21 protein-coding genes are annotated in these 23,218 nt (G+C 68.4%); all 21 read left to right on the top strand.

The annotated features are described in order from the left end of the window. The first annotated feature begins 4 nt into the window (after positions 1 to 4). Entirely contained in the window at positions 5 to 1,093 is a 1,089-nt protein-coding gene (gene lpxD, locus LW840_RS02075) for a UDP-3-O-(3-hydroxymyristoyl)glucosamine N-acyltransferase (protein ID WP_291269685.1), read from the top strand. Then, complete coding sequence (locus LW840_RS02070) at positions 1,090 to 2,463, top strand: bifunctional UDP-3-O-[3-hydroxymyristoyl] N-acetylglucosamine deacetylase/3-hydroxyacyl-ACP dehydratase (protein ID WP_291276316.1); 1,374 nt, start codon at positions 1,090 to 1,092, stop codon at positions 2,461 to 2,463. The genes lpxD and LW840_RS02070 overlap by 4 nt, the downstream gene beginning before the upstream one ends. Next, entirely contained in the window at positions 2,460 to 3,260 is an 801-nt protein-coding gene (lpxA, locus tag LW840_RS02065) for an acyl-ACP--UDP-N-acetylglucosamine O-acyltransferase (RefSeq protein WP_291268295.1), read from the top strand. The genes LW840_RS02070 and lpxA overlap by 4 nt, the downstream gene beginning before the upstream one ends. A gap of 24 nt (positions 3,261 to 3,284) precedes the next feature. Continuing rightward, entirely contained in the window at positions 3,285 to 4,352 is a 1,068-nt protein-coding gene (locus LW840_RS02060) for a Gfo/Idh/MocA family oxidoreductase (RefSeq protein ID WP_291276315.1), read from the top strand. Further along, positions 4,330 to 5,460 (top strand): lipid-A-disaccharide synthase, encoded by a 1,131-nt coding sequence (lpxB, locus tag LW840_RS02055; protein WP_291276314.1) that lies wholly within the window; start codon positions 4,330 to 4,332, stop codon positions 5,458 to 5,460. Before LW840_RS02060 ends, lpxB begins: the two co-directional genes overlap by 23 nt. After that, entirely contained in the window at positions 5,457 to 6,185 is a 729-nt protein-coding gene (locus LW840_RS02050; protein ID WP_291262906.1) for a lysophospholipid acyltransferase family protein, read from the top strand. Before lpxB ends, LW840_RS02050 begins: the two co-directional genes overlap by 4 nt. Next, on the top strand, positions 6,182 to 7,258 hold the full coding sequence (locus LW840_RS02045; protein ID WP_291276313.1) for a tetraacyldisaccharide 4'-kinase: 1,077 nt from the start codon (positions 6,182 to 6,184) through the stop codon (positions 7,256 to 7,258). The genes LW840_RS02050 and LW840_RS02045 overlap by 4 nt, the downstream gene beginning before the upstream one ends. A 26-nt stretch (positions 7,259 to 7,284) precedes the next feature. Beyond that, the gene (locus LW840_RS02040) at positions 7,285 to 8,595 is read left to right on the top strand and encodes a Glu/Leu/Phe/Val dehydrogenase (protein WP_291262904.1); all 1,311 of its coding nucleotides are present in this window, start codon (positions 7,285 to 7,287) and stop codon (positions 8,593 to 8,595) included. A 12-nt stretch (positions 8,596 to 8,607) separates the two neighbouring features. Then, positions 8,608 to 9,072, top strand: coding sequence for a 23S rRNA (pseudouridine(1915)-N(3))-methyltransferase RlmH (locus LW840_RS02035; RefSeq protein ID WP_291262903.1), 465 nt, complete (start codon positions 8,608 to 8,610; stop codon positions 9,070 to 9,072). A gap of 45 nt (positions 9,073 to 9,117) precedes the next feature. Beyond that, the gene (gene bshC / locus LW840_RS02030) at positions 9,118 to 10,749 is read left to right on the top strand and encodes a bacillithiol biosynthesis BshC (RefSeq protein ID WP_291269690.1); all 1,632 of its coding nucleotides are present in this window, start codon (positions 9,118 to 9,120) and stop codon (positions 10,747 to 10,749) included. A gap of 10 nt (positions 10,750 to 10,759) precedes the next feature. Beyond that, positions 10,760 to 12,349: a murein biosynthesis integral membrane protein MurJ gene (murJ, locus tag LW840_RS02025; RefSeq protein WP_291276312.1), complete on the top strand. Its 1,590-nt coding sequence runs from the start codon at positions 10,760 to 10,762 to the stop codon at positions 12,347 to 12,349. Further along, complete coding sequence (gene uvrC, locus LW840_RS02020) at positions 12,346 to 14,370, top strand: excinuclease ABC subunit UvrC (protein WP_291276311.1); 2,025 nt, start codon at positions 12,346 to 12,348, stop codon at positions 14,368 to 14,370. The genes murJ and uvrC overlap by 4 nt, the downstream gene beginning before the upstream one ends. Continuing rightward, on the top strand, positions 14,367 to 15,512 hold the full coding sequence (locus tag LW840_RS02015; protein ID WP_291266282.1) for a threonine synthase: 1,146 nt from the start codon (positions 14,367 to 14,369) through the stop codon (positions 15,510 to 15,512). Before uvrC ends, LW840_RS02015 begins: the two co-directional genes overlap by 4 nt. 169 nt (positions 15,513 to 15,681) lie before the next feature. Next, positions 15,682 to 16,977 (top strand): DUF512 domain-containing protein, encoded by a 1,296-nt coding sequence (locus LW840_RS02010; RefSeq protein WP_291266281.1) that lies wholly within the window; start codon positions 15,682 to 15,684, stop codon positions 16,975 to 16,977. An 8-nt stretch (positions 16,978 to 16,985) separates the two neighbouring features. Then, positions 16,986 to 18,296, top strand: coding sequence for a ribosome biogenesis GTPase Der (gene der / locus LW840_RS02005; protein WP_291266280.1), 1,311 nt, complete (start codon positions 16,986 to 16,988; stop codon positions 18,294 to 18,296). Next, a complete protein-coding gene (gene plsY / locus LW840_RS02000; protein ID WP_291273175.1) occupies positions 18,293 to 18,931 on the top strand; it encodes a glycerol-3-phosphate 1-O-acyltransferase PlsY in 639 nt (212 codons plus the stop codon). Before der ends, plsY begins: the two co-directional genes overlap by 4 nt. Before the next feature lie 32 nt (positions 18,932 to 18,963). After that, positions 18,964 to 19,989 (top strand): NAD(P)H-dependent glycerol-3-phosphate dehydrogenase, encoded by a 1,026-nt coding sequence (locus LW840_RS01995; protein ID WP_343213620.1) that lies wholly within the window; start codon positions 18,964 to 18,966, stop codon positions 19,987 to 19,989. 2 nt (positions 19,990 to 19,991) lie between these two features. Next, the gene (locus tag LW840_RS01990; protein ID WP_291263301.1) at positions 19,992 to 20,357 is read left to right on the top strand and encodes a MerR family transcriptional regulator; all 366 of its coding nucleotides are present in this window, start codon (positions 19,992 to 19,994) and stop codon (positions 20,355 to 20,357) included. 14 nt (positions 20,358 to 20,371) lie between these two features. Then, positions 20,372 to 21,130: a 5'/3'-nucleotidase SurE gene (gene surE, locus LW840_RS01985; protein WP_291263302.1), complete on the top strand. Its 759-nt coding sequence runs from the start codon at positions 20,372 to 20,374 to the stop codon at positions 21,128 to 21,130. Beyond that, entirely contained in the window at positions 21,112 to 21,771 is a 660-nt protein-coding gene (locus tag LW840_RS01980) for a protein-L-isoaspartate(D-aspartate) O-methyltransferase (RefSeq protein ID WP_343213619.1), read from the top strand. Before surE ends, LW840_RS01980 begins: the two co-directional genes overlap by 19 nt. A gap of 162 nt (positions 21,772 to 21,933) precedes the next feature. Continuing rightward, positions 21,934 to 23,205 carry a hypothetical protein gene (locus LW840_RS01975; RefSeq protein ID WP_291276310.1) on the top strand — a complete coding sequence of 424 codons (1,272 nt, stop codon included), beginning with the start codon at positions 21,934 to 21,936 and terminating at the stop codon, positions 23,203 to 23,205. Positions 23,206 to 23,218 lie beyond the last annotated feature (13 nt).

Raw genomic sequence — 23,218 nt, 5'->3', positions numbered from 1 at the left:
CCGCGTGAGCGGCGAGACGCACGCTCCGCAGACTGGCGGCGGTGATGGGCAGACGCCCATCACCGCCGCTGACGTTGCGGCACAGGTGGGTGGACGCCTCGTCGGCGACCCGACCGTGCTCGTGCGCGGCGTCGCGCCGCTCGACCGGGCCGGTCCGCACGATCTGAGCATCCTGTCGCATCGCCGGTACGGCGGCTGGTTCGCGGAGTCGCGCGCGGGCGTGGTACTGGTGGCACTCGAGATGGCTGACCAGCCTGGTCGCCCTGCCACTCGCATCGTCGTGGAGCGCCCCATGGATGCGCTGCTCGGGCTGCTCGGGCACTTCCAGCGAACCGAACCGCGTGCCGCCGGGGTGCACCCGACCGCGGTCATTGCGCCCACGGTGCGCATGGGAGCAGGGGTGACCGTCGATGCCCATGCCGTCGTTGGCGACGGCGTGGTGCTTGGCGATCGGTGCTGGATTGGCGCGGGGGCCACGGTGGGGGCGGGGAGTTCGCTGGGCGCCGACGTGCGCTTGCATCCGCACGCCGTGGTCTATCCCTTCACCGAGCTTGGCGACCGCGTGGTACTGCATGCCGGTGCGCAGGTGGGTCGCGAAGGATTCGGTTTCGTACCGCGACCCACCGGCGTGGTGCGCATTCCCCACGTGGGACGCTGCGTGCTCGAGCACGACGTCGAGGTGGGGGCCAACAGCTGTGTCGACCGCGGGAGCGTCGACGATACGGTCATCGGCGCCGGTACGAAGATCGACAACCTGGTCCAGATCGGGCACAACGTGCGCATCGGACGCTTCTGCTTCATTGCGTCGCAGGCCGGTCTCGCCGGGTCGACGCGCATTGAAGATGGTGCGCAGGTTGGCGGGCAGGCGGGGCTTGGCGGACATCTGACGGTCGGCGTCAAGGCCTCCGTTGCGGCGCAGTCGGGGGTGTTCGGGGATGTGCCCGCTGGGGAGGTCTGGTCGGGCTATCCGGCGCGTCCGCACAAGGAACAGCTGCGGACGCAGGCGGCACTGGTGCGCCTGGCGCGCCTCGTGAAGCCGCTCGAGCGGTTGCTCGGTCGCACGGACGCCTCGGTTGAAGGAGCGGGCCCATGATTGCGCGCGCTGGATCGAACGCCCCGGTGGCGGATGCGGCATCGCCGGTCGCGCCGTTGGGTGCCGCGAGCGGTGCCACAGGCGGGGTGAACGCCGGACGTCTCGGGCGTCGCACGATCGGCGCGGAGGCCAGCGTGGAGGGCGTGGGGCTGCACCTTGGCCGGCCGTGCCGGCTGGTGTTCAGGCCGGCCGCGTCTGGCGCGGGAATCGTGTTCCACCGTGCCGACCTGCCGGGGAGTGCCCCCATTCCGGCGCGCGTCGATATGGCCGTGGAAGCGGAACGCCGGACCCAGCTGGGTGAGGGAGAGGCGGCGCTGCACACCGTGGAACACGTGCTGGCCGCCGTCGGCGGTCTGGCCATTGATGATCTGATCATCGAGATGGATGGCCCGGAGCCTCCCATCATGGACGGCAGCGCCACGCCGTTCCTTGAGGCTCTCACTGGCGCCGGGCTGGTCCTCACCGAGGGGCGCCCGGATTGGCTCGTGCTGCGCAAGAGCATTCGCGTGGTCGACGGGGAGAGCGTGTACGAGGCGCATCCCTGCTTCGGGTTGTCGCTCGATGTCTCCATCGACTTCCCGCATCCGCTCATCGGTGCGCAGCGGGGCACGTACATGGTCACGCCGGCCACCTTTCGCGAAGCGCTGTCGGGGGCGCGCACCTTCGGCTTCATGCACGAAGTCGAGGCGTTGCGGGCGAAGGGACTCATTCAGGGGGCGTCCACGGCCAATGCGATCGTGCTGGACGCCAACGGGCTGGTGGACACGGCCCTGCGCTGGCCGGACGAATTCGTTCGGCACAAGGCCCTCGACTGTGTCGGGGACCTCGTCCTGGCGGGCGCGCGCGTGCGCGCCCGCATCGTTGCTCACAAGCCCAGCCACCGCGGCACGGTGGCGTTGGTGCGAGCGCTCGTTCAACACGCCACCCGGGAACCGTCCGTGTACACCGTCGAAGACATTTTGCAGGTCCTGCCGCATCGCTACCCGTTCCTGCTCGTCGATCGCATCCTCGAGCTGGAAGAAGGCAAGCGCATCGTGGGCCTCAAGAACGTCACCATCAACGAGCCGTTCTTTCAGGGGCACTTTCCGGGGCATCCCATCATGCCGGGTGTCCTCATCATCGAGGCGATGGCCCAGGTGGGAGGCATGCTGCTCATGCGCACCATCGAGGACCCCTCGTCGAAGGTGGTGTACTTCCTGTCGCTCGACAACGTGAAGTTCCGTCGCCCCGTGAAGCCCGGGGATCAGCTGCGCCTCGAGCTCGAGGTCATGCAGATGCGTGGCACGATGTGCAAGATGAAGGGCACGGCCTACGTCGATGGGCAGGTCGTGACCGAAGCGGATATGGCGGCCATGGTTCGCGATCGATGAGCACCGTACCGGAGACGATCGGAGGGACCCGCATCCATCCGAGTGCGCTCATCGATCCGACGGCGCAGATCGGCGTGGATGTCGAGATCGGCCCGTGGGCCATCGTGGGGCCGCATTGCACCATTGGCACCGGGTCGCGCGTGGGCGCGCGCGCCACGCTCGAACGCAATGTGACACTGGGCGAACGCGTCGTGATCGGCGTGGGCGCCGTGCTGGGCGGAGATCCCCAGGACCTCAAGTTCCGCGGAGAAGAAACGTGGGTCGAGATCGGTGACGACACCACCGTGCGCGAGTATGCCACGATCAACCGCGGCACCGCGCACTCCATCACCACCCGCGTGGGGAAGCACTGCTTTCTCATGAGCTACGTCCATCTGGCGCATGACTGCCAGCTGGGCGATCACATCATCATCTCGAATGGCACGCAGCTCGCGGGCCATGTGCAGGTCGAGGATCGCGCGATCATTTCCGGCTTGTGCGCGGTGCATCAGTTTGCGCGCATCGGGCGACACGCGTTCATCGGCGGCTGCTCCCGCGTCGCGCAGGACGTCCCGCCCTACGTGCGCGCCGTCGGCAACCCCATCAAGCTGTTCGGTCTCAACTCGGTGGGTCTGCAGCGCAGCGGTTTTGACGAACCGGTGGTGCGCGAGCTCAAGAAGGCCTATCGCCATTGCTTCCGTTCCGACCTCAACCTGTCGCAGGGAGTGGAGAAGGCCCGCGGCGAGCTGGATCTCATTCCCGAGGTGCAGCACTTCCTCGAATTCATCGAAGCGAGCCAGCGTGGCGTCGGCTTCTGAGTTCGTGACCTTCCGGAGCATCGCATGACGGGGCTTGCCGACCAGCAGTGGTTCAGCCGTGCCAGCGCACCGCGCGTAGGCGTGGTCGGGGCGGGCGGACTGGGAGTGCATCATGTTCGCATCCTGCGTGACCTGTGTGGCGATCGGTTCGCCGGCTTTGTCGACGAGAATCCCGCACGGGCCGCGCAGGTGGCCGCGCAGTATCACGTCACGGCGTATCCGTCGCTCGACCGGCTGCTCGACGACGTCGAGGCCGTCTCCATCGTCGTGCCCACCACGGCGCATCACGCCGTGGCATCGGTCGCGCTGTCCCGTGGCAAGCATGTGTTCGTGGAGAAGCCGTTCACGGTCACCCTGGCTGAAGCCGACGACCTCCTGCAGCAGGCGGAGCGCGCGGGGGTCATGCTGCAGGTCGGTCACGTCGAGCGCTTCAATCGGGCGGTGCGCGCGGCCATGCCCTTCATCGACGGCCCGCGCTTCATCGAGAGCGACCGTCTCGCCCCGTTCAACCCGCGCGGGTCGGATGTGGCGGTGGTGCTGGATCTCATGATCCACGACCTGGATCTTGTGCATACGCTGGTCGGATCGCCGGTAACCGATGTGCAGGCCATGGGCGTTCCGGTGCTGACACCGCAGCTCGACATCGCCAATGCGCGGCTTACCTTCGCCAACGGCGCGGTGGCGAACATCACCGCCAGTCGCGTGTCGCGGGAGCGGCTGCGCAAGCTGCGCATCTTCCAGCGAAGCGGCTATCTGTCGCTCGACCTGGCGGCCGGGACAGGCGAGTTCTTCCGTCTTCGGGGCGACTTCGATCCCATGCAGCTTGCCCGTGCTCCGCGCGCGCTGGAGGAATTCGTCGAACGTGTGGTGCTGGAGGCGCCTGAGGGGGAACCGCTGGTGCTGGAGCTGTCACAGTTTCTCGGCGCCATTGCGGGACGCAATCCGGTGGCGGTCACCGGCGCGGAAGGGCGCGAGGCACTCGAAGCGGCGCTCCGTATCGTGTCGGCCATCGAACAGGCCCACGCGAAAATGCGGGCCGACGAGGCGGCGGTTTCCGCCGCTGCGGCCCATGAAGGGGCAGCGCGTGCGTGAGGTGCTGTTCGTCGTCGGCGAAGCGTCCGGCGATCTGCACGCAGGCAAGGTGGCCGAGGTGCTGCGCCAGGTGGCACCGGCCGTGCCACTCGTTGGCGTGGGGGGCGGGCACATGCGACGCGCCGGGGTGGAGATCATCGAGGACGTCGAGCAGCTCGCCGTGATGGGGTTCGTGGAAGTGCTGCAGCATATCCCGCGGCACTGGGCCCTCCTGCGGCGGCTGCGCGCGCGCATGGCAAGCGGACGGGTCGGGCTGGTGGTGCTGCTCGATTATCCCGGGTTCAATCTCAAGGTGGCCGAGGCGGCCCGCGCGGCGGGAATTCCGGTGCTCTACTACATCACGCCACAGGTGTGGGCGTGGGGGGCCAACCGCCTGCCGAAGATCGCGCGACTGGTGACCAAGGCCGCGTCGATCCTTCCCTTCGAGGAAGCGCTGCTGCAGCAGCATGGGGTGGACGCCACGTTCGTGGGGCACCCACTCCTCGATCGTGCGCAGGCCCTGCCGTCCATGATGGACGCGCGGGCCGAGCTTGGGCTCGATGGAGACCGGCCGGTGCTTGCCCTGTTCCCGGGGAGCCGTCGCGCGGAGATCGCGCGGCACCTCGATCTCTTCGTGGCCGCCGCGCGGGCCGTACAGCGTCGCCGACCTGAGGTGCAGGTGGTCGTGGGGGTGGCCCCCACGGTGTCGATCAATGCCGCCGACTGTCCGTTTCCGCTGGTGCAGGGCGCCTCGTTCGTGGTGCAGCGCGCGGCCACCGCAGGGCTGCTCAAGAGTGGCACCAACACGCTGGAAGCCGCCGTGGCCGGGCTGCCGCACGTGATCGGGTATCGCACGAGCGGAATCACCTACGCGATTGCGAAACGGGTGGTGAAGATTCCCCATATCGGCCTGGTGAACGTCGTGGCCGAGCGGGAGGTCTCGCCCGAGTTCGTTCAGGAGCGATTCGTTCCGGAGCGTGTTGCCGCCGCCCTGCTGCCGCTGCTCGAGGAGGAATCGCCCGCACGCACTGCGGCGCTGGCAGGACTCGCCGAAGTCCGTGCGCGATTGGGAACGCCGGGGGCCTCGCGCCGGGTAGCCGAGATGATCGCGCAGCTGCTGGCCGCATGAGCACCCCACCGGCGGCGCCGGCTGCCGAACGTCGCGCTGCCGCACTCGACTGGCGTACGCGCGCTGCCATTGTACTGGGCGGATGGCTGCTGCGTCTGCTCGGCGCCACGTGGCGCGTTCGGGTACACGGACGCGAGTGGCTCCTCGCCCGCGCAGCCGGAGAGGCACCCGTGGTGTATGTCCTCTGGCACGGACAGCTGCTGCCACTCCTGTGGGCGCACAAGGCGCCCACCGGGGTGATCGTGAGTGAGCATCGCGACGGCGAGATCATTGCGCGCATCATCGCGCTCTTCGGCCTGTTCGGCGTGCGCGGCTCCAGCTCCCGTGGCGGGACGCGCGCGCTGCTCGAGTCCGTGCAGGTGGTGCGCCGTGGTACCGACATGGCGTTCACTCCCGACGGTCCGCGTGGGCCGCGGCATTCGTTTGCCCCCGGGGCGCTGATGCTGGCGAGTCGGGCACAGGTGCCGCTCGTCACGATTACCGGATATGTCGATCGCAAGTGGCAACTCGGCAGCTGGGATGGCTTCGAGATTCCCAAACCGTTTGCGCGGGTGACCGTGCGCTACGGGACGCCCCGCGCCGTTGAGGGCGAAGACATCCGCGCCGTTGCCGAGCGGGCGTCGGAGTTTGCCGAGTACATGCGGCAGGATCTCGCCTTGGTCGAGGCCCTGGCCCGCGGCGAGGTCAACTCGGCACCACCGCGCGGCGAGGCGCCGGCGCCGTGAATGGGCGCACCGTGGCGGAGTGGGTGTGGTACGACACCAGTACTCTGGCGGCGCTCGCCCGCGCGACGCTGGCTCCGGCGTCCGCGCTCTTCGGAGCGGCCGTTGCCCGGCGGAATCGGATGTTCGACGGCGTGCCGGCCGCTGCCGTACTCCCGGCGCTGTCGGTCGGGAATGTCACGGTGGGAGGAACCGGCAAGACGCCGGTGGCCTCGTGGTTTGCGAGGCAGCTGGCGGCCCGTGGCGCGCGACCGGTGATCATCCTGCGCGGGTACGGGGACGACGAGTGGCGCGTACACCAGCTGCTCACGCCTCGCGTACCGGTCGTGGTGGGTGCGGACCGGGTACACGCCATGGTCCAGGCGCAGCGGCAGGGCGCCGATTGCGCGGTGCTGGACGATGCGTTCCAGCATCGCCGCGCGCATCGGGTGGCTGATGTCGTCCTCGTCAACGTGGATCGCTTCCGTATGCCCGCGCGGCTGCTGCCGGCGGGACCGTATCGCGAGCGGCTGTCGGCGCTGCGCCGCGCCACCGCCGTGGTGCTGACGCGGAAGGCGGCCGCTGATGAGGCCGTGGCGCGTGCTGAGGCGGTGATTCGCGAGGAGGCGCCTCAGGCAGCCGTCGCCATCGTCCGCCTGCTGCCGCAGGCGGTGCAGCGCGTGCCATCTGCCGGCGCGGACGCAATCCCCGTTTCTGAAAACGCGGAGACCGCGGAGCCGCTCGGCTGGCTGCGCCATCGCCGTCTGCTGCTCACGTCGGCCATTGCCGATCCGGACGCGTTCGAGCGCCAACTCATCGCCACCGGGATGCAGCTCGTCCGACACGTGCGCTTTCCGGATCATCACGCGTTCAGTGACGCCGAGATCGCGCGGCTGGTGGACGAGGCGCGCCGGGGCGACGGGGTGCTCTGCACACTCAAGGACGCGGTGAAGCTGGGGCCGCGTTGGCCTCGCGAAGCGCCGCCGCTTTGGTATGTTTCCCAGACACTGGTGGTGGATCGAGGCGCCGAGGTCCTGGAGCGCGAATGCGACCGGGTTCTGGCGGCGCGCGACGCCACGGTTCCCACCGTCGGCTGACGCCGGCACACCAAACTCCCCGCGAAATGGCCATCGACCTCCTGCGACTGCCGACGGACAGCATCGTTCGTCCGGACAAGGATCGGTTCCTCAACGAAGAGAATCCGTTCGAAGCAATGATGTCGCGCTTCGACCGTGCCGCCGAGTTGCTCGACCTCGAGCCCGGCATCTACAAGATCCTCCGCAATCCCGAGAAGCAGCTCATCGTGTCCGTCCCCGTCATGCTCGACAATGGGGACGTTGAAGTCTTCACGGGCTATCGTGTGCTCTACAACACCTCCCGCGGCCCCGCCAAGGGTGGCATACGCTTCGATCTCAACGTCACGCTCGAGGAAGTGAAGGCGCTCGCCGCCTGGATGACCTGGAAGTGCGCCGTGGTGAACTTGCCGTTCGGTGGCGCCAAGGGCGGCGTCATCTGCGATCCGCTGTCCATGAGCGTGGGCGAACTGGAGCGGGTGACCCGCCGTTACACCAAGGGCATCATCTCGCTGCTCGGTCCCGATACCGACGTTCCGGCGCCCGACGTGAACACGAACGAGCGCGTCATGGCGTGGCTCATGGATACCTACTCGATGCACGTCGGGCGCACGGAGAATGCCGTGACGACCGGCAAGCCCGTGGAAATGGGTGGGTCGCTGGGGCGCAAGGAAGCCACCGGTCGCGGGTGCATGCTGGTGACGAAGGAGGCGCTCCAGCACCTCGGCATGGACATCAAGGGCGCCACGGTGGCCGTGCAGGGCTTCGGCAACGTCGGGTCCATTGCCGCGAAGCTCATGGCGGAGCAGGGGGCACGGATCGTCGCCATCAGTGATCGCGCGGGTGCCTTCTACAACGCCCAGGGCATCGAGGTCGATGCGGCCATCAGGCACGTGCAACAGCACCGCTCCCTCGAAGCGTTCACCGGGGGGGACGCGATCGACGCCGACGACCTGCTCACACTCGATGTGGATGTGCTCGTACCGGCGGCGCTCGAAAACGTCATCACCACGAAGAACGCGCCGCGGATTCGCGCCAAGGTGATCTGCGAGGGGGCCAACGGGCCGACGACGGCGGCAGCCGATCCCATCCTCGAGGAGAAGGGGATCTTCGTGATTCCCGACATTCTCGCCAACGCGGGCGGCGTGACGGTCTCCTATTTCGAGTGGGTGCAGGACCGCATGGGCTACTTCTGGAGCGAGGCGGTGGTCAACGAGCGGTTGGGCGACATCATGACCCGCAGCTTTGCCGACGTGCTGCAGCTCTCCAAGCAGCACCGGGTCAACATGCGTACCGCCGCGTACATGCTGTCCATCAGCCGCGTCGCGACGGTGCACCGCCTGCGCGGCATCTACGCCTGACCGGCCCGCGCCGTGCGCGTGTCGGTGGTGGTCATCGGCCGGCCTCGTCATGCGGGGCTGGCCGATGCCATTCGTGACTACGAGACGCGGGCCGCCCGCTACTGGCCCCTCGAGGTGGTCGAGGTCAAGGAGGAGCCAGGGCGCGGTCTGTCCGCCGAGCAGGTTCGCGACCGCGAAGGGGAGCGTCAGGCGGAGCGCCTCCCCGGTGACGCCATCGTGGTCGCCTGCGATCCCGGGGGAGCGGCCATGGAGTCCGAGCCCTTTGCCCGCTGGCTGCAGGAGCAGCGCGACGCGGCCCGCCGCGTCTGCTTCGTGGTAGGCGGGGCCCATGGACTGGGCGAGGCCGTGCGTCGCCGGGCCAATCGGCGGCTCTCACTGGCGCCGTGGACGCTTCCGCATGAGGTTGCACGCCTGGTGCTGGCCGAGCAGCTCTATCGTGCTGGCACCATTGCGCGCGGCGAGCCATATCACAAATGATGGCCCTGTTGTTCACACCCTGTGCCCCCTCGCGATGAGCTGTCCGTGACCAGCAGCCCCGTGGCTTCCGAAACGGCCCTTGCGGCCGAGACCGCTGCCGTGCTCATTCGGCCCGTGCCGCTCGGCGGAAGTGCGCTGTCGCAGGCGCTGCAGCGCGCCGAAACGGGCCGCGAGTGGCTGGCGGCTCGCCCGGAGAGCGCCGACGGTTGGCGCGCCCGCGCGCACGCCGTGCGCGCCAGTGTCCAGGGACGGGATTGGTTGGCACCGCTGGCTCCCGCCTTTGCCGCCACGGGGGCGGCAGGGGAGCGCCTCAGCCGCGCGGCGGCATCGGGCGTCGTGATCACGACAGGGCAGCAGCCGGGACTCTTTGGCGGACCCACGTACACGTGGACCAAGGCGCTCGGGGCGCTCGCCCTCGCCGATGAGTTGGAGGCAGCGACGGGGATGCCCGTGGCACCGGTCTTCTGGGCCGCCAGTGATGACGCCGACTGGACGGAAGCGGCCGTCACCCACTTTGCGACCGCCCGCGGTTTGCTGTCGGTGTCGCTTTCCGGACCGGCCACCGAGGGGGTCGCCATGGCCGATGTCCCGCTGGGCGAACTCCGCGAGGCCCGACAGGCGCTCGCCGCCGCCGCGGGGTCGGCGGCGCACCAGTCGGTGCTCGACACGCTCGATGCGGCCTATGTGCCCCACGCCACCATTGGCGCGGCGTACGTCCAGCTGCTGCGCGCGCTGCTCGAACCGCTGGGCATTGCCGTGCTGGATGCGGCCCACCCCGCACTGCGCGCGGCAGCCGACCCCTTCCTGCGCCTCGCGCTCAAGCAGGCAGCGCCCGTGCAGCAAGCGCTGCAGCGCCGCACGCAGGAGATCGAATCGCTCGGCTATCGCGCGCAGGTCGAGGTGGTGGACGGCCTGTCGCTGGTCTTTCGCTCGCGTCTCGAAGAGCATGGAGGCCAGGTGCGTTCGGTGCGTGAACGCGTGCCGCTGGCGCACGCCCCCACCGTGGCACGCGAGGCCGAACCGGGGACGCTGGGGGCCAATGTCCTGCTGCGTCCGGTATTGGAACGGGCCCTGCTTCCCACGCTCACCTATCTGGCGGGGCCCGGGGAGTACGCGTATTTCGCGCAGGTGGCGCCGGTCGCGGCCGCGCTGGAGGCAGAGGTCCCGGTGGTGACACCGCGGTTCGCCTGCGAGCTTGTCGAACGCGAACGGTTGGCGCGACAGGAGGCGCTGGGCATCGATGATGCCATGCTGCGCGATCCGCATGCGGCAGAAACGCATCGCGCGCGCGCGCAGCTGTCCGAGGCGCTCGCCGACTCCATGGAGCGGTTGCGACTGGCGCTGGAAACGCAGGTGCGTGGCCTGCAGGAGACGCTGGCCGGGCAGGGCGGGCCCGTGGCTGACGAGGTGGTGCAAGGACTGGCGCGCGACGTCACGCACCGGATCGACCGTTTCGAGCGTCGCGTTCTTGCCGGCATGAAACGCGTGGAGCAGGACGCGCAGTTGGAGGTCGCGGCGCTTCGTGCTGCCTTGCGACCGCAGGGCCGGTCCCCCGAACGGGTGCTCAACCTGATGCCGATGCTTGCCCGGTACGGTCCGGCGCTCCTGGCTCGCATTGCCGACGCGGCGCGCCCGTACGCCCGCTCGCTCGTCACGGGCGCCCCCACGTCGTCGTGAGCACGCGGGCATGAGCGAGGGCACGGGCGGACGCGCAGCGTTCGTCGTCGGGGCCGGCATCCTCATCAGCCGCGTCGTCGGTCTCCTGCGCAACACGGCGTTTGCGTACTTCTTCGGTGCGGGCGCCGCCTCGGACGCCTACAACGCTGCGTTCCGCATTCCGAATGCGGTGCGCAATCTGCTGGGCGAAGGCACCCTCTCGGCGGCCTTCGTCCCGGTCTACAGCCGGCTGCTCGGCTCCGGCGATGAGGCGGGCGCGCGCGCCCTGGCCAACGCCGTTCTGGGTCTGCTGTTCGTCGCCGTCAGTGCCCTCACGCTCATCGGCGTGGCCGCAGCGCCATGGCTCACCGCGGCGCTGGCCGCGGGTTTCGACGAGCCCACCCAGCAACTCGCCACCCAGCTGACCCGCGTGTTGTTCCCCATGACCGGCGTCATGGTGCTCAGCGGATGGTGCCTCGGTATCCAGAATTCCCACCGGCGCTTCTTCTGGAGCTATGCCAGTGCGGCCATGTGGTCCGTGGCACAGATCGCGCTGCTGCTCGTGGGAGGGCCGCGGGCGGCTGATGCTGCCCAACTGGCGGTGTGGTTGGCGTGGGCAACCCTCGCCGGTGCGCTGCTGCAGGTAGCGGTGCAGATGCCCGAAGTGCTGCGTCTGATGGGAGCCGTGCGTCCGTCGCTCGATGCGACCAGCACGGGCGTCCGACAGGTCCTGCGCAATCTGGTGCCCGTGGTCACGGCGCTGGGCGTGGTGCAGATCTCGGGGTTCGTCGACCTGCAGATCGCCTCCTTCCTGCCAACCGGCGCCACGACCACCATCACTTACGCCAACACGCTCGCCCTGTTGCCCGTCTCCCTCTTCGGCGTGTCCGTGGCCGCTGCTTCCTTGCCGGAGTTCTCCCGCGACAGCGCGGGCGTGGCACATGAGGCACTCCGCGAACGACTCCGGGCTGGGTGGCAGCGCATCCTGTTCTACGTGGTCCCCAGCGCCGCGCTGTTTCTTGCTCTGGGTGACTACTGCGTGGGGGTGCTGTACCGCGCCGGGCGCTTCGGTGCGGCGGAACAGCAGGCCGTGTATGCCGTGCTCGCTGGCTACGCGCTGGGGCTGGTGAGCTCTGGCTCCGTGAAGCTGTTCGGCTCGGCGTACCATGCGCTGCAGGACTATCGGACGCCGTTGCGGGCGTCGGTGATCAGCATTGTCGTGTCGGCGATGGCCGCCATCAGCATGACGCTTCCGTTGCGGAGTTCGTCGTTCGCCGCGGCTGGCATTGCCGTGGGATCGGCGCTCGGATCGTACGTGAACCTCGGGCTGCTGGCGCGCGGGTTGCAACGCCGCCTGGGACCGCTCTACACCCCGGCCATGTGGAGGGGCACGCAGCGCATCCTGCTGGCTTCGCTCGTGGCAGCCATCGCCGGCAGTGGGGCGCGGCTGCTGCATCAGCAGGTCGCGCCCGAGTGGCATGTGCGCGTGGCCGCGTTCCCGGTACTCGGTGTGTTCGGCGCGACGTATCTCATCGCCGCGTGGTGGATGGGGTCGGCCGAAGCGGCGCGCTGGTTGCGCCGTCGCCCGCGGCAGGCGGGCTCGCCCTCGGGGGGGGCATGAGCCCATCTGGTACGCAGGACGACGATCGCACCGGATCCTCGTTGGAACAGCTGCCCGTTCCCGAAGACGAGTGGACGAAGGCGGCACTCGCCCGCGGCATGCCGCTGGCGGTGGCGCGCCGGTTGCCGCATCTGCCCGAGTCACCGGGGGTGTATCTGTGGAAGGACGAACAGGGCGGCGTGTTGTATGTGGGGAAGGCCAAACGGCTCCGGTCCCGAGTGCGCAGCTATTGGGCGCAGGAGCACGAGGCGAGTCCCAAGACCCGCGGGCTGCTGCGCAAGGTGCGCGACCTGGACACGATCGTGGTGCCGAGCGAGGCGCACTCGCTCATCCTCGAAGCCACGCTGATCAAGGAGTATCGCCCGCGTTTCAACATCGCCCTGCGCGACGACAAGTCCTATCCGTACATCAAGGTCACGGTGCAGGAGCCGTTTCCCCGGGTCATCGTCACCCGGCGGGTGCAGGACGACGGGGCGCGCTACTTCGGACCGTACACCGACGTCGGATCGATGCGCCGGGCGTTGAACGTCGTGAAACGCCTCTTCACCGTGCGGTCGTGCCATTACGCGCTGCCACGCGAGGCGCCGGAGCGACCCTGCCTCGATTACTTCATCAAGCGCTGCAAGGCGCCGTGCGTCGGCTATCAGGATTCCGCGGAGTACCGCGCGATGATCGACGAAGTCGTCTGGTTTCTCGAGGGGCGCACCAGCGACGTGGTACGTCACGTGCGCGAGCGCATGCTCGAGGCCTCGGAACGGCTCGACTTCGAACGGGCCGGAGAGCTGCGCGATGCGCTGCGACATCTCGAGAAGATGGAAGAGCCCACGGTCGTGCTCGAGGTGGAGGGCGGCGATCGGGATGTGGTGGGGTATGCGCGCGATGGCGAGGACGCCTGCGTGGTGATCATGCGCATACGCGGTGGCAAGTTGCTGGCGCGTGACCACCGCCTGCTCGAGCAGGCCGAGGGCGAGGAGGACGGCGCCGTACTGGGCGCCTCGCTCGCCCAGTGGTACCGCACGGCCGATGCCCGTGCCGCCGACCTTCTCGTGCCGTTCGATTTCGACGATCGGGAGACACTCGAGGCCTCGCTGGACGGCACCCGCATCCGCATTCCGCAGCGCGGGCCCCGGCGCGCACTCGTCGACCTCGCCGACAAGAATGCGCAGCACCTGCTCGAGGAGTTCAAGCTGGCCGCACTCGAAGCCGAGGAGCGTGCCGCCGACCCGGTTTACGAACTGCAGCGGGAGCTCGGGCTGGCGCGGCTGCCGCGCTCGCTCGTCTGTTTCGACATTTCACATGCGCAGGGGACCGACGTGGTGGCCAGTGCGGTCTGGTTCGAGAATGCCCGCGCGAAGCGCAGCGAATATCGCAAGTTCAAGATCCAGGGCTTTGAAGGCAACGATGACTTCCGCTCGATGCATGAAGTGGTGACGCGGTTCTTCCGTCGACGCATCGACGAAGCGAAGCCGTTGCCCGACCTCGTGGTCATTGACGGCGGCAAGGGGCAGCTGGGCGCCGCCAGGGAGGCGCTCGACGCGCTCGGTGTGCAGCCGACGGGGCTCATCAGCCTGGCCAAGAAGGACGAGGAAATCTTCCTTCCTGGCCGCAGCGATTCGGTGCGCCTGCCGCGTCGCTCGCCGGCGCTGCGCATGCTGCAGCAGGCTCGCGACGAGGCGCACCGGTTTGCGGTAACCTTCCAGCGTCAGAAGCGGGCGGCGCGTACGCTCACATCGGAGCTCCTCAGGATTCCCGGCATCGGCCCCACCAGGCGGCGCGCCTTGCTTCACGTCTTCGGCAGCGTGCAGGGCGTGAAGGACGCGGCGGTGGAGGACATTGCCCGACTCCCCGGGTTCGGCCTCGCGTCGGCGCGCAAGGTGTTGCAGGCGTTGGGCGTGCCGCTTCCCGTTGAGGGGCCTTCCAACCTCACCGCCGACGGTTCGGCAGTGCCGGAGCCCGCCCCTCCTGCGGGTGATCCCGATGATGCGCCACCCGACTTCTCCCCTCCACCCCCTCCTGCATGACCACCGCCTCCTGGACACTGCGCTGTTCGGCCTGTGACACGCCCGCGCCGCTCGAGCGCGCCTCCCTGTGTGGCAGCTGCGGACAGCCGCTCTTCGCCCGGTATGCCCCGGTGGGCCGCCACACGACACTGGCTGATCGCTGGGACATGTGGCGGTACGCCCCGTTCATGCCCTTGCTGGCTGGGGAATCACCGGTCACGCTCGGTGAGGGGCTCACCCCCCTGATCGACGCGCCGGCGCTCGCCCAGGCCGTAGGCGTCCGGAAGCTGTGGATCAAGGACGAGGCCCAGAACCCCACCGGATCGTTCAAGGCGCGCGGCATGAGCGCCGCGGTCACCCGCGCTCGTGCGGCCGGGGTGCCGGGGTTGGTGGTGCCTACTGCCGGAAACGCGGGCGCCGCTCTCGCCGCCTATGCCGCTGCGGCCGGGATGAAGGTGCGGGTGATTGCCCCACGCACCACGCCTCGGCCCATTCTCGATACCATCGACGCCATGGGCGCCGAGCTCATTCGCATCGATGGGCATATCGGTGACGCCGGCAAGATGGCGCTGGCCTATGCCGCCGAGACCGGCTACTTCGCCATTTCCACGCTGCGTGAACCGTATCGCGTGGAAGGCATGAAGACGATGGGGTTCGAGCTGGCCGAACAGTTGGGCTGGCGCGTGCCCGACGTGGTGGTGTATCCGACCGGTGGCGGTGAAGGTACAGTGGGAATCTGGAAGGCGCTGCAGGAGTTGGCCGCCGGTGGCTGGATCGCCGCCGATCGCGTGCAGCCGCAGTACGTGGTGGCGCAGGCCGCCGGGTGTGCCCCCATCGCGCGGGCATTCGACGCCGGTGCCGACAAAGCGGAACCGTGGGTCGACCCGGTAACCCACGCCAGCGGTTTGCGTGTCCCGTCGCCCCTCGGCGATCGGCTGGTGCTCCGGATCATGCGGGAAACCGGCGGGTTTGCCGCCACGGCCACCGAAGAGGCGATCCGCGAGTGGACGCGGGCCCTTGCCGTGGCCACGGGCATCGACGCGGCACCGGAAGATGGATGCGCCCTGTCGGTCCTGCGTGACGGCGTCAACTCCGGCCGGATTCGGCACGATGCCGAGGTCGTGGTGTTCAATACGGGGAGCGGAGCCTCCTACCGGGCCTGAGCTGCAGTCTGAGGTTCGTCGCTCTTCGGGCGGCCGAAGTCCATGAAATTGATTGACTTCGGACCTCACGCCTCGTAGTATTTCTCAGGTCGGCGGCAGCGCATCCGTTGCCGCCGGCCTGATTTCCGGGGGAGGGCCATCGGGCTGCTTCCCCGTTTTGTCCCGGGCTATGGTTCGCGTTACGCACGTCGAGCCGGGGAGTATTGCCGACCAGGTCGGCATCGTTCCCGGCACTGAACTCCTCGCCATCAACGAACGGCCGCTGGAGGACTTCCTCGATTGGGAGTTCCTGACGGCCGACGAGGCGTTCGTGGTGTCGGCTCGTCTCCCGGATGGGGCCCAGGTCGAGTACGAGATCGAGCGGGAAGATGGTGACTCGATGGGGGTGGAGCTGGCGCCCCCCACCGTGCGTCGCTGCGCGAACCGGTGCGAGTTCTGCTTCATCGAAGGGCTTCCCAAGGGACTCCGCAAGGGGCTCTACATTCGCGACGACGATTACCGGTTGTCCTTCGCGTACGGCAACTTCGCGACGCTTTCCAACGTGAAGGAGCGCGACATCGCGCGCATTCTGGAGTACCGCCTCTCCCCCTTGTACGTGTCGGTGCACGCGACCCCCTGGGACGCCCGCAAGGTGCTGCTCAACAACCCGCGCGTGCCCAACATTCTCGACCAGCTGACGCGACTGGCAGAAGGGGGCATTCAGTTCCATTGCCAGATGGTCATCGTGCCGGGGCTGAATGACGGGGACGTGCTCGAGCAGTCGCTGGCCGATCTCTGGGCGCTTGAGGAGGCCGTGCTCTCCGTGGCGCTGGTGCCGGTGGGGGTCACCCAGTTCTCGCATCTGTACACCGGCAAGTCCATGGATGCACACCAGGCCGGCGTGCTGCTCGACGCCGTACATCGGTGGGAAGAACGGGCGTTGGCGGAACGCGACGATCGCTGGGTGTTCGGCTCCGACGAGCTGTATCTGTTGGCGGGGGTGGAGCTGCCGGGAGTCGAGCACTACGGCGAGTTCTCGCAGATCGAAAACGGCGTGGGTGCCGTGACGTCGCTGCGTGCGCGGCTCCGCGACGGCTTGTCGCAGCTGCCCCGTCTCGACGGCAAGCGCATCGGCGTGGTGACGGGCACGTCCATGGCACCGCTCATGCCGGAACTGCTCGCGCAGCTTGCCGACGCCACGGGGGCGGCGTTCGTCCTCATCCCCACCGAGAATTCGCTGTTCGGGCCCACCACGACCACGGCCGGACTCCTCGTGGGGGCCGATATCCGCCGGGCGCTTGCCGACCGGACCGATCTCGACCTGGCCCTCATTCCCGCCGAGTGCATCAACGACAACGGCCTGTTTCTCGACGAGGAGCAGTTCATTGCCGTGCGCGAGTCGTTGCCCATGCCGGTGTTTCCCTCGTACGACTTCATTGACGCGCTCGTGCCCGAAGGGGATGCGGCGGTCGTTCCCGCTGCCTGATTTCACGCATGAGTCTCCCCGTCGTTGCCATCGTCGGTCGCCCCAACGTGGGCAAGTCGCATCTCTTCAACCGCATCATCGGCGAGGCCACGGCCATCGTCAGTGACGAGGCGGGCACCACCCGCGATCGTCACTTCGGCGAGGCCGAGTGGGCAGGGCATCGCTTCTGGCTCGTCGATACCGGCGGTCTCGTCGAAGATTCCGATCTGCCCATGGACCTCGCCATTCGTCACCAGGTCATGGAGGCGATTGAAGAGGCGGATCTCATGCTCTTCGTGTGCGACGCCAAGGTGGGGGTGCACCCCAGCGATGCCCGCATCATGGACCTGCTGCGGAATGCGCAGAAGCCGTGGCTCCTGGTGGCCAACAAGGTCGACAACCCCGACAGCACCGACTTCTACGAGTTCTACCGACTCGGGGTGCCCGACGTCTACCCGGTCTCCGCCTCGAACGGCAAGGGCTCGGGCGATCTGCTCGACGCCGTGGTGAACGCCATTCCCGAAACCAACGAAGAACGCCCCGAGGCCATTCGTGTGGCGGTCATCGGACGGCCGAATGTCGGGAAGTCGAGTTTCGTGAACCGCCTCCTTGGTGAAGAACGGCTGGTCGTGAGCGATGAGTCCGGGACGACGCGCGATGCCATCGACGCGCCCATGCGCTACAAGGAGACCGATCTCATCTTCGTGGACACGGCCGGCCTGCGCCGTCAGGCGCGGATCGACGATGGCGTGGAATTCTATTCGTCGTTGCGCACACGCCGGGCCATCGACTCCGCCGACGTGTGCGTGCTGATGATCGACAGCACCGAGGGGTTGCAGAACCAGGATCTCAAGATCGCCACCATGGCGTGGGAGGCGGGGCGTGGCCTCATCCTGGTGCTCAACAAGTGGGACCTCTACGAGGACAAGACCGACAAGAGCGCCGACAAGTTCCGCAAGGAGTGCATCGAGAAGGCGCCCTACCTGGGGTTCGTGCCGTTCCTCTTCACCAGTGCCCTTACCGGACAACGCGTCACCAAGGCGCTCGATCTGGTACTCGAGGTGCAGGCGCAGCGCACGCGCCGCATCAGCACCTCGCAGGTCAACGATGCGCTCGGCGAGATGATCGCACGGCGGCAGCCGCCGCAGGCGGCAGGCCGCGAAGTCAAGCTGAACTACGCGACGCAGGTGGAAGTGGAACCGCCCACCATCGCCGTCTTCGGCAATCATCCCGAGCTGATCCCCGAGCATTACATCCGGTTTCTGCACAACGGCTTCCGTGAGAAGTGGGGATTCACGGGCTCACCGCTGCGCATCATCATGCGGAGAAAGAACAGTTGACCGGTGTCGCCATGCCGCTCTGGGCGCTCGGTGCGGCGTATCTCGCCGGATCGTTTCCCACCGCGTACCTCGTGGGAAAGGCCAACGGTGTGGATTTGCGAACCGTCGGCTCCGGCAACCTCGGGGCGACCAACGTGTTTCGTACGCTTGGCTGGAAGTGGGGGGCCCTGGTCTACGTGGTCGATGGCTTGAAGGGACTGCTGCCCACGTGGCTGTTGCCCGCGGCAGTCGGGGTGGCTGCGGGGTGGCCGTGGGGCGTGCTCATTGGCGTGCTCACCATCGCGGGGCATGTGAAACCGATCTTCCTGCTGGGGCGCGGGGGCGGGAAGGGGGTGGCGACGGCGAGCGGCGTCTTCTTCGCGCTGGCCCCCGCAGCCGGCGCGTGGGCGCTGGGCGCGTTCGTGATCACGGTGGCACTCACGCGGTACGTGTCCCTCGGCTCACTGGTCGGTGCCGTCGTTCTCCCGGTCACCATGCTGCTGCAGGCGCGCGCGGTAACGCCGCTGGCCATGGTGGCGGTGGCCATTGGCGCGTTCGTCTTCTGGACCCACCGCGACAACATCCGCCGGCTCCTGCGGGGAGAGGAGCGGCGCCTGGGCAATGGCAAGGCCGCTACGGCGGGAGGATCGGCGTAATGCCTGACGCTGTATCACGCACGCCAGTGCCCATGCCGGCGTCTGGCGCACGAGAGGTCACGCCACGCCGCTGTGCGGTCATTGGGGGCGGCGCCTGGGGCACCGCGATCGCCGACCGACTCGCCCGCAATGGACATCACACCGTGCTGTGGGCGCGCGAGGACGACGTCGTGACCGCCGTGAACACCACGCACGAGAACCCGCGCTTTCTGGCCGGCATTCCGCTGGCCCCGTCACTCGAGGCGCGCGGAGCCATCAACGAGGCGCTGCGTGACGCGGACCTCGTGGTCTATGCGGCCCCCTCGCATGTGCTGCGGGTGGTGGTGGCGAATTGTGCGGCGCATACACCACGCCATGCGGTACTCTCGGTGGCCACCAAGGGGATCGAGCGGGAAACGCTCGCCCTCATGACCGATGTGGTCGCCGAGGCGTCGCCGGGGCATCCGGTGGTGGCGGTGAGCGGTCCGAGCTTCGCTGCCGAGGTGGCCATGGGGCAGCCAACGGCGGTGGTGGCCGCGAGCGTCGACCACACGGCGGCGACGCTGGTGCAGGGGGCGCTGAGCGCCGCTGCGTTCCGGGTGTACACGAGCGACGACGTGGTGGGGGTCGAGTTGGGGGGCGCCCTCAAGAACGTCATGGCCGTGGCGACCGGTATCCTCGACGGGCTGGGGTTGGGGTTCAATCCGCGCGCGGCGCTCTTGACGCGCGGCCTCGCCGAAATGACCCGCCTGGGCGTAGCGTTGGGCGCACAGCCGGACACGTTTGCCGGCTTGGCCGGTCTTGGCGATCTCGTGCTCACCTGTACGGGCGCGTTGTCGCGGAATCGGGCCGTCGGTGTCGCCATTGGACAGGGGCAGTCGCTCGAGCAAGCGCTGGCCGGCAAGGACAGCGTGGCCGAAGGGGTGCTCAATACGCAGAGCGCACGTGCGCTCGCCGCGAAAACCGGGGTGGAGATGCCCATCGTCGAGGCCACCCATCGGATCCTCTTCGAAGGGTGCGCGCCGCGCGACGCGGTCGCCGAACTCATGGCGCGCGAACTGCGCCCGGAGCGCGACTGACCATGGCGGCGCCACGCGGCGAACTCGTGCAGGAGTTCTACTCCATTGGCGACGTGTGTACGCTCACCGAGCTCAAGCCACACGTGCTGCGCTACTGGGAGAGCCAGTTCAAGCTGCTCAACCCGGCCAAGAACCGGAGTGGCAATCGGGTGTACTCGCGGCGCGAGGTGGAACTGATCCTGCTCGTGAAGCATCTGTTGTACACCGAGAAGTACACCATCGATGGGGCACGCCAGAAGCTCGAGGAGCATCGCAAGGGCGGCTCGCTGCGTCTGGCCGCCCGGGCGGCCCTCGAGGTGGAGGCGCTGGAAAGCATCGAACGCGAACTCGCCGAATTGCAGGCCCTGCTCGATGACGGCCCGCGCTGACTTCAACTCACGCCATGCGCATTCTCCTCAGCAACGACGACGGCATTCTCGCCAAGGGACTTGGCGTACTCGAGCGGGCGGTGGCACCGCTCGGCGACATTCACGTCGTCGCTCCCGATCGTGAACAGAGTGCCACCAGCCACTCACTCACGTTGCATCACCCGCTGCGTCCCGTGCGGTTGGGCGAGCATCGGTGGCAGGTCGACGGAACGCCCACCGATTGCGTGATGCTGGCATGCGAGGCGCTGCTCGATGCGCGCCCCGACTTCGTGCTGAGCGGCATCAATCACGGGCCGAACATGGGCGAGGATGTGCTCTACAGTGGCACCGTGGCTGCAGCCATGGAGGGCCTCGCACTGGGCATCCCCGCCATTGCGCTGTCGTTCGCCGGCAGTGTCCTGCGCGCCGATGCGCTGCTTGACACGCAGATCGCGCAGATCCGGTCGCTCATCGACCACCTCATGCGCCTGCCGAGTTTCCCTCCGCACACCCTGCTCAACGTGAACCTGCCCGCCGTAGCCGGCGACGCGATCAAGGGGGTGCGGTTGACACGGCTGGGGAGGCGGGTGTTCAGCGACTCCATCACGCGCATGAAGGATCCGTGGGGACGCGAGATCCTTTGGATCGGCGGCGGCAGCGTGGAATGGAGCGGTCCTGACGATTCGGACTTCCGGGCCGTGCACGACGGGTTCATCTCGGTCACCCCGCTGCACCTCGACCTCACGCACCGGGATATCCTCGAGACGGCGACGGACTGGTGGCAGGCGCCATAGAGCCGGAGTTCCGCGGCGCACGCCGGCGGCTGGTCGAAGCGTTGCAGGACAAGGGCATCAAGGATCTCGCCCTGCTGCGCGCCATCGATACCGTGCCGCGCCACCTCTTCGTCCCGCCCACGGTGCGGCATCGGGCCTACGAAGACTCGGCCTTGCCCATCGGCAACGGGCAGACGATCTCCCAACCCTACGTCCATGCCCGGGCAGTCGAGCAGTTGATGCTCACGGGGAAGGAGCGCGTGCTGGAGATCGGCACGGGCTCGGCCTATCAGACGGCGCTGCTCTCCGAGCTGGCGGCCCAGGTCTTCTCCGTAGAGCGATACCGCGAACTGCTCGATCGCGCCCGCGGCGTACTGCAGCAGGCGGGGGTGCGCAATGTGTCGCTCTCGCTTGGGGATGGCTCGCTGGGGTGGCGAGAGTATGCCCCGTACGACGGCATCGTGGTGAGCGCGGGGGCACCGGATGTCCCGGCCGCCTTGGAGGAGCAACTGGCCGAGGGAGGGCGGTTGCTCATACCGGTCGGGGACAAGGACGAACAGATGCTCACGCTGTTCATCAAGCGGGGGGGGCGACTCGAGCGCCGTGACATCACCCCGGTCCGCTTCGTCCCCTTGATTGGAGCGCAGGGCTGGCCGAGCTGATTTCCACCGGCCGGGTTTGCCTTCCGTCTGGCGGTCGTTCAATTTCGCTCGTCGAGGCACGGCTGCCTCGGGCGACGCCCCGCGCACACCGTCCCAACCACAATGTCCGCATTCGTCTCGCCTCACACCCCGTCGGCTGGGCAGGACCGGCCTCGCACACCCGTGCCCCCGTATGCGGCGCCCGCGGCGACCGCCGGCGAACCGGGGCATGTTGGCCGGGTTGGCCCCTTTGTGCCGGCCGGGTGGCGAAATGAGGTGAAGAAGGGCGTGGTGGCCGCATCGGCACCGGAGGCCATCGCGGCCGTGCATCAGGTGTCCCCGGTGGAGCAGGGGATCGCCACGGCAACGGCGACGGCTGGCTCAACGAGCGCTGAATCGCCTGCGCTTGCAGCCCCGGCCGCTCCGGCGGGCATTCCGCCGTATCGACCGCTGCGCCTCACGCCGATCATCTCGGCGGCAATTCGCACGCCATTGTACATCCCGCCCATTCCCACCCCCTCCGCCGAGACGGCGGTACAGGACGAAGGGGGCATCGACCCGATGTTGGAGGACACGGCGGAGTTCCCCGTTCCCTCGGGAACGTGGCAGTCACTGACGCCGCTGGACACACCGGCCGTGGCGCCGCAGGCGGGCACCGCCGCCAACGTCGAGGAGCCGGCTGGCAGGGATGAGGTGCCGCTGCCGTGGATCGACGCGTTTCTTGCGGCGACCCCATCGTCCCCTATGGCTGCCATTGAGGTGCCGGCTCCCGTGGAGGAAGCCTGGGGCATGGAGTCCGCCACGGCGGAGGAGTTGCTTGCGGACGCGCTCGCCGTCTCCGCAGACGACGCGACTACCGCGTTCGGTGCGGACGAGGTGAGCCTCGAGCCGGAGGAGGCCACTGCGCCAGACGCGGCGCAGGGCGAAGACGGATGGCCGCTGGACGAAGCGGTGGCGGAATTCCGTAGTCTTGGAGCGCGGCTGGAGCCGTTGCCGCCGCCGGTCACCGACGACACGGACGGCACGGCGTTTGGCGACCAGAACGTGACGGCTGGCAACCTCGACGCAGACGCCTCACCGATGTCACCGCCCATGTCCGCGTGGAGCGATGACGACCTGCTCGACATCATGCCCATCCGTCATTCCGGGCGCACGCCGCTCTCCGGTGCCGCCCTGCCTGCCGACGGCGAACTGTGGGCCGAGCGGGCGTTCAAGGCGCAGGAGGATGCTCTTTCGTTCGGCGCATCCCTGGCCGCTGAGCTCCCGGGGGCCGAGCGTGAGGAGATGCCGCCCGCCGAAGTTGCCACGGCCGAGCAGGCGGCGCACGCCCTCGAACTGCTCGCCCAGCGGGTGAGAGCTGGCGAACTGCTGCTCCCTGGATACGATCCGCGCATGGGTGAACCGGCGGCTCTGGTGGCGGCGCTGGCCGCACTGCTCGGGGTCCGTCTTCGCTGAACGCCGCGGGGTG

The sequence above is a fragment of the Gemmatimonas sp. genome, from assembly GCF_021298855.1.
Taxonomy (GTDB): domain Bacteria; phylum Gemmatimonadota; class Gemmatimonadetes; order Gemmatimonadales; family Gemmatimonadaceae; genus Gemmatimonas.
The sequence above is the reverse complement of the archived record's forward strand: the minus strand, read 5'-3'. Positions and strand labels throughout refer to the sequence as shown.

Bases quoted from the DNA above. Each gene is read 5' to 3' on its own strand.
- LW840_RS01995 (WP_343213620.1), top strand. From the start codon at position 18,964: ATGCCGGCGTCTGGCGCACGAGAGGTCACGCCACGCCGCTGTGCGGTC.
- lpxA (WP_291268295.1), top strand. From the start codon at position 2,460: ATGAGCACCGTACCGGAGACGATCGGAGGGACCCGCATCCATCCGAGT.
- uvrC (WP_291276311.1), top strand. From the start codon at position 12,346: ATGAGCCCATCTGGTACGCAGGACGACGATCGCACCGGATCCTCGTTG.
- LW840_RS02015 (WP_291266282.1), top strand. From the start codon at position 14,367: ATGACCACCGCCTCCTGGACACTGCGCTGTTCGGCCTGTGACACGCCC.
- LW840_RS02010 (WP_291266281.1), top strand. From the start codon at position 15,682: ATGGTTCGCGTTACGCACGTCGAGCCGGGGAGTATTGCCGACCAGGTC.
- LW840_RS02050 (WP_291262906.1), top strand. From the start codon at position 5,457: ATGAGCACCCCACCGGCGGCGCCGGCTGCCGAACGTCGCGCTGCCGCA.
- LW840_RS02070 (WP_291276316.1), top strand. From the start codon at position 1,090: ATGATTGCGCGCGCTGGATCGAACGCCCCGGTGGCGGATGCGGCATCG.
- LW840_RS02060 (WP_291276315.1), top strand. From the start codon at position 3,285: ATGACGGGGCTTGCCGACCAGCAGTGGTTCAGCCGTGCCAGCGCACCG.
- LW840_RS01990 (WP_291263301.1), top strand. From the start codon at position 19,992: ATGGCGGCGCCACGCGGCGAACTCGTGCAGGAGTTCTACTCCATTGGC.
- murJ (WP_291276312.1), top strand. From the start codon at position 10,760: ATGAGCGAGGGCACGGGCGGACGCGCAGCGTTCGTCGTCGGGGCCGGC.
- lpxB (WP_291276314.1), top strand. From the start codon at position 4,330: ATGAAGGGGCAGCGCGTGCGTGAGGTGCTGTTCGTCGTCGGCGAAGCG.
- der (WP_291266280.1), top strand. From the start codon at position 16,986: ATGAGTCTCCCCGTCGTTGCCATCGTCGGTCGCCCCAACGTGGGCAAG.
- surE (WP_291263302.1), top strand. From the start codon at position 20,372: ATGCGCATTCTCCTCAGCAACGACGACGGCATTCTCGCCAAGGGACTT.
- LW840_RS02040 (WP_291262904.1), top strand. From the start codon at position 7,285: ATGGCCATCGACCTCCTGCGACTGCCGACGGACAGCATCGTTCGTCCG.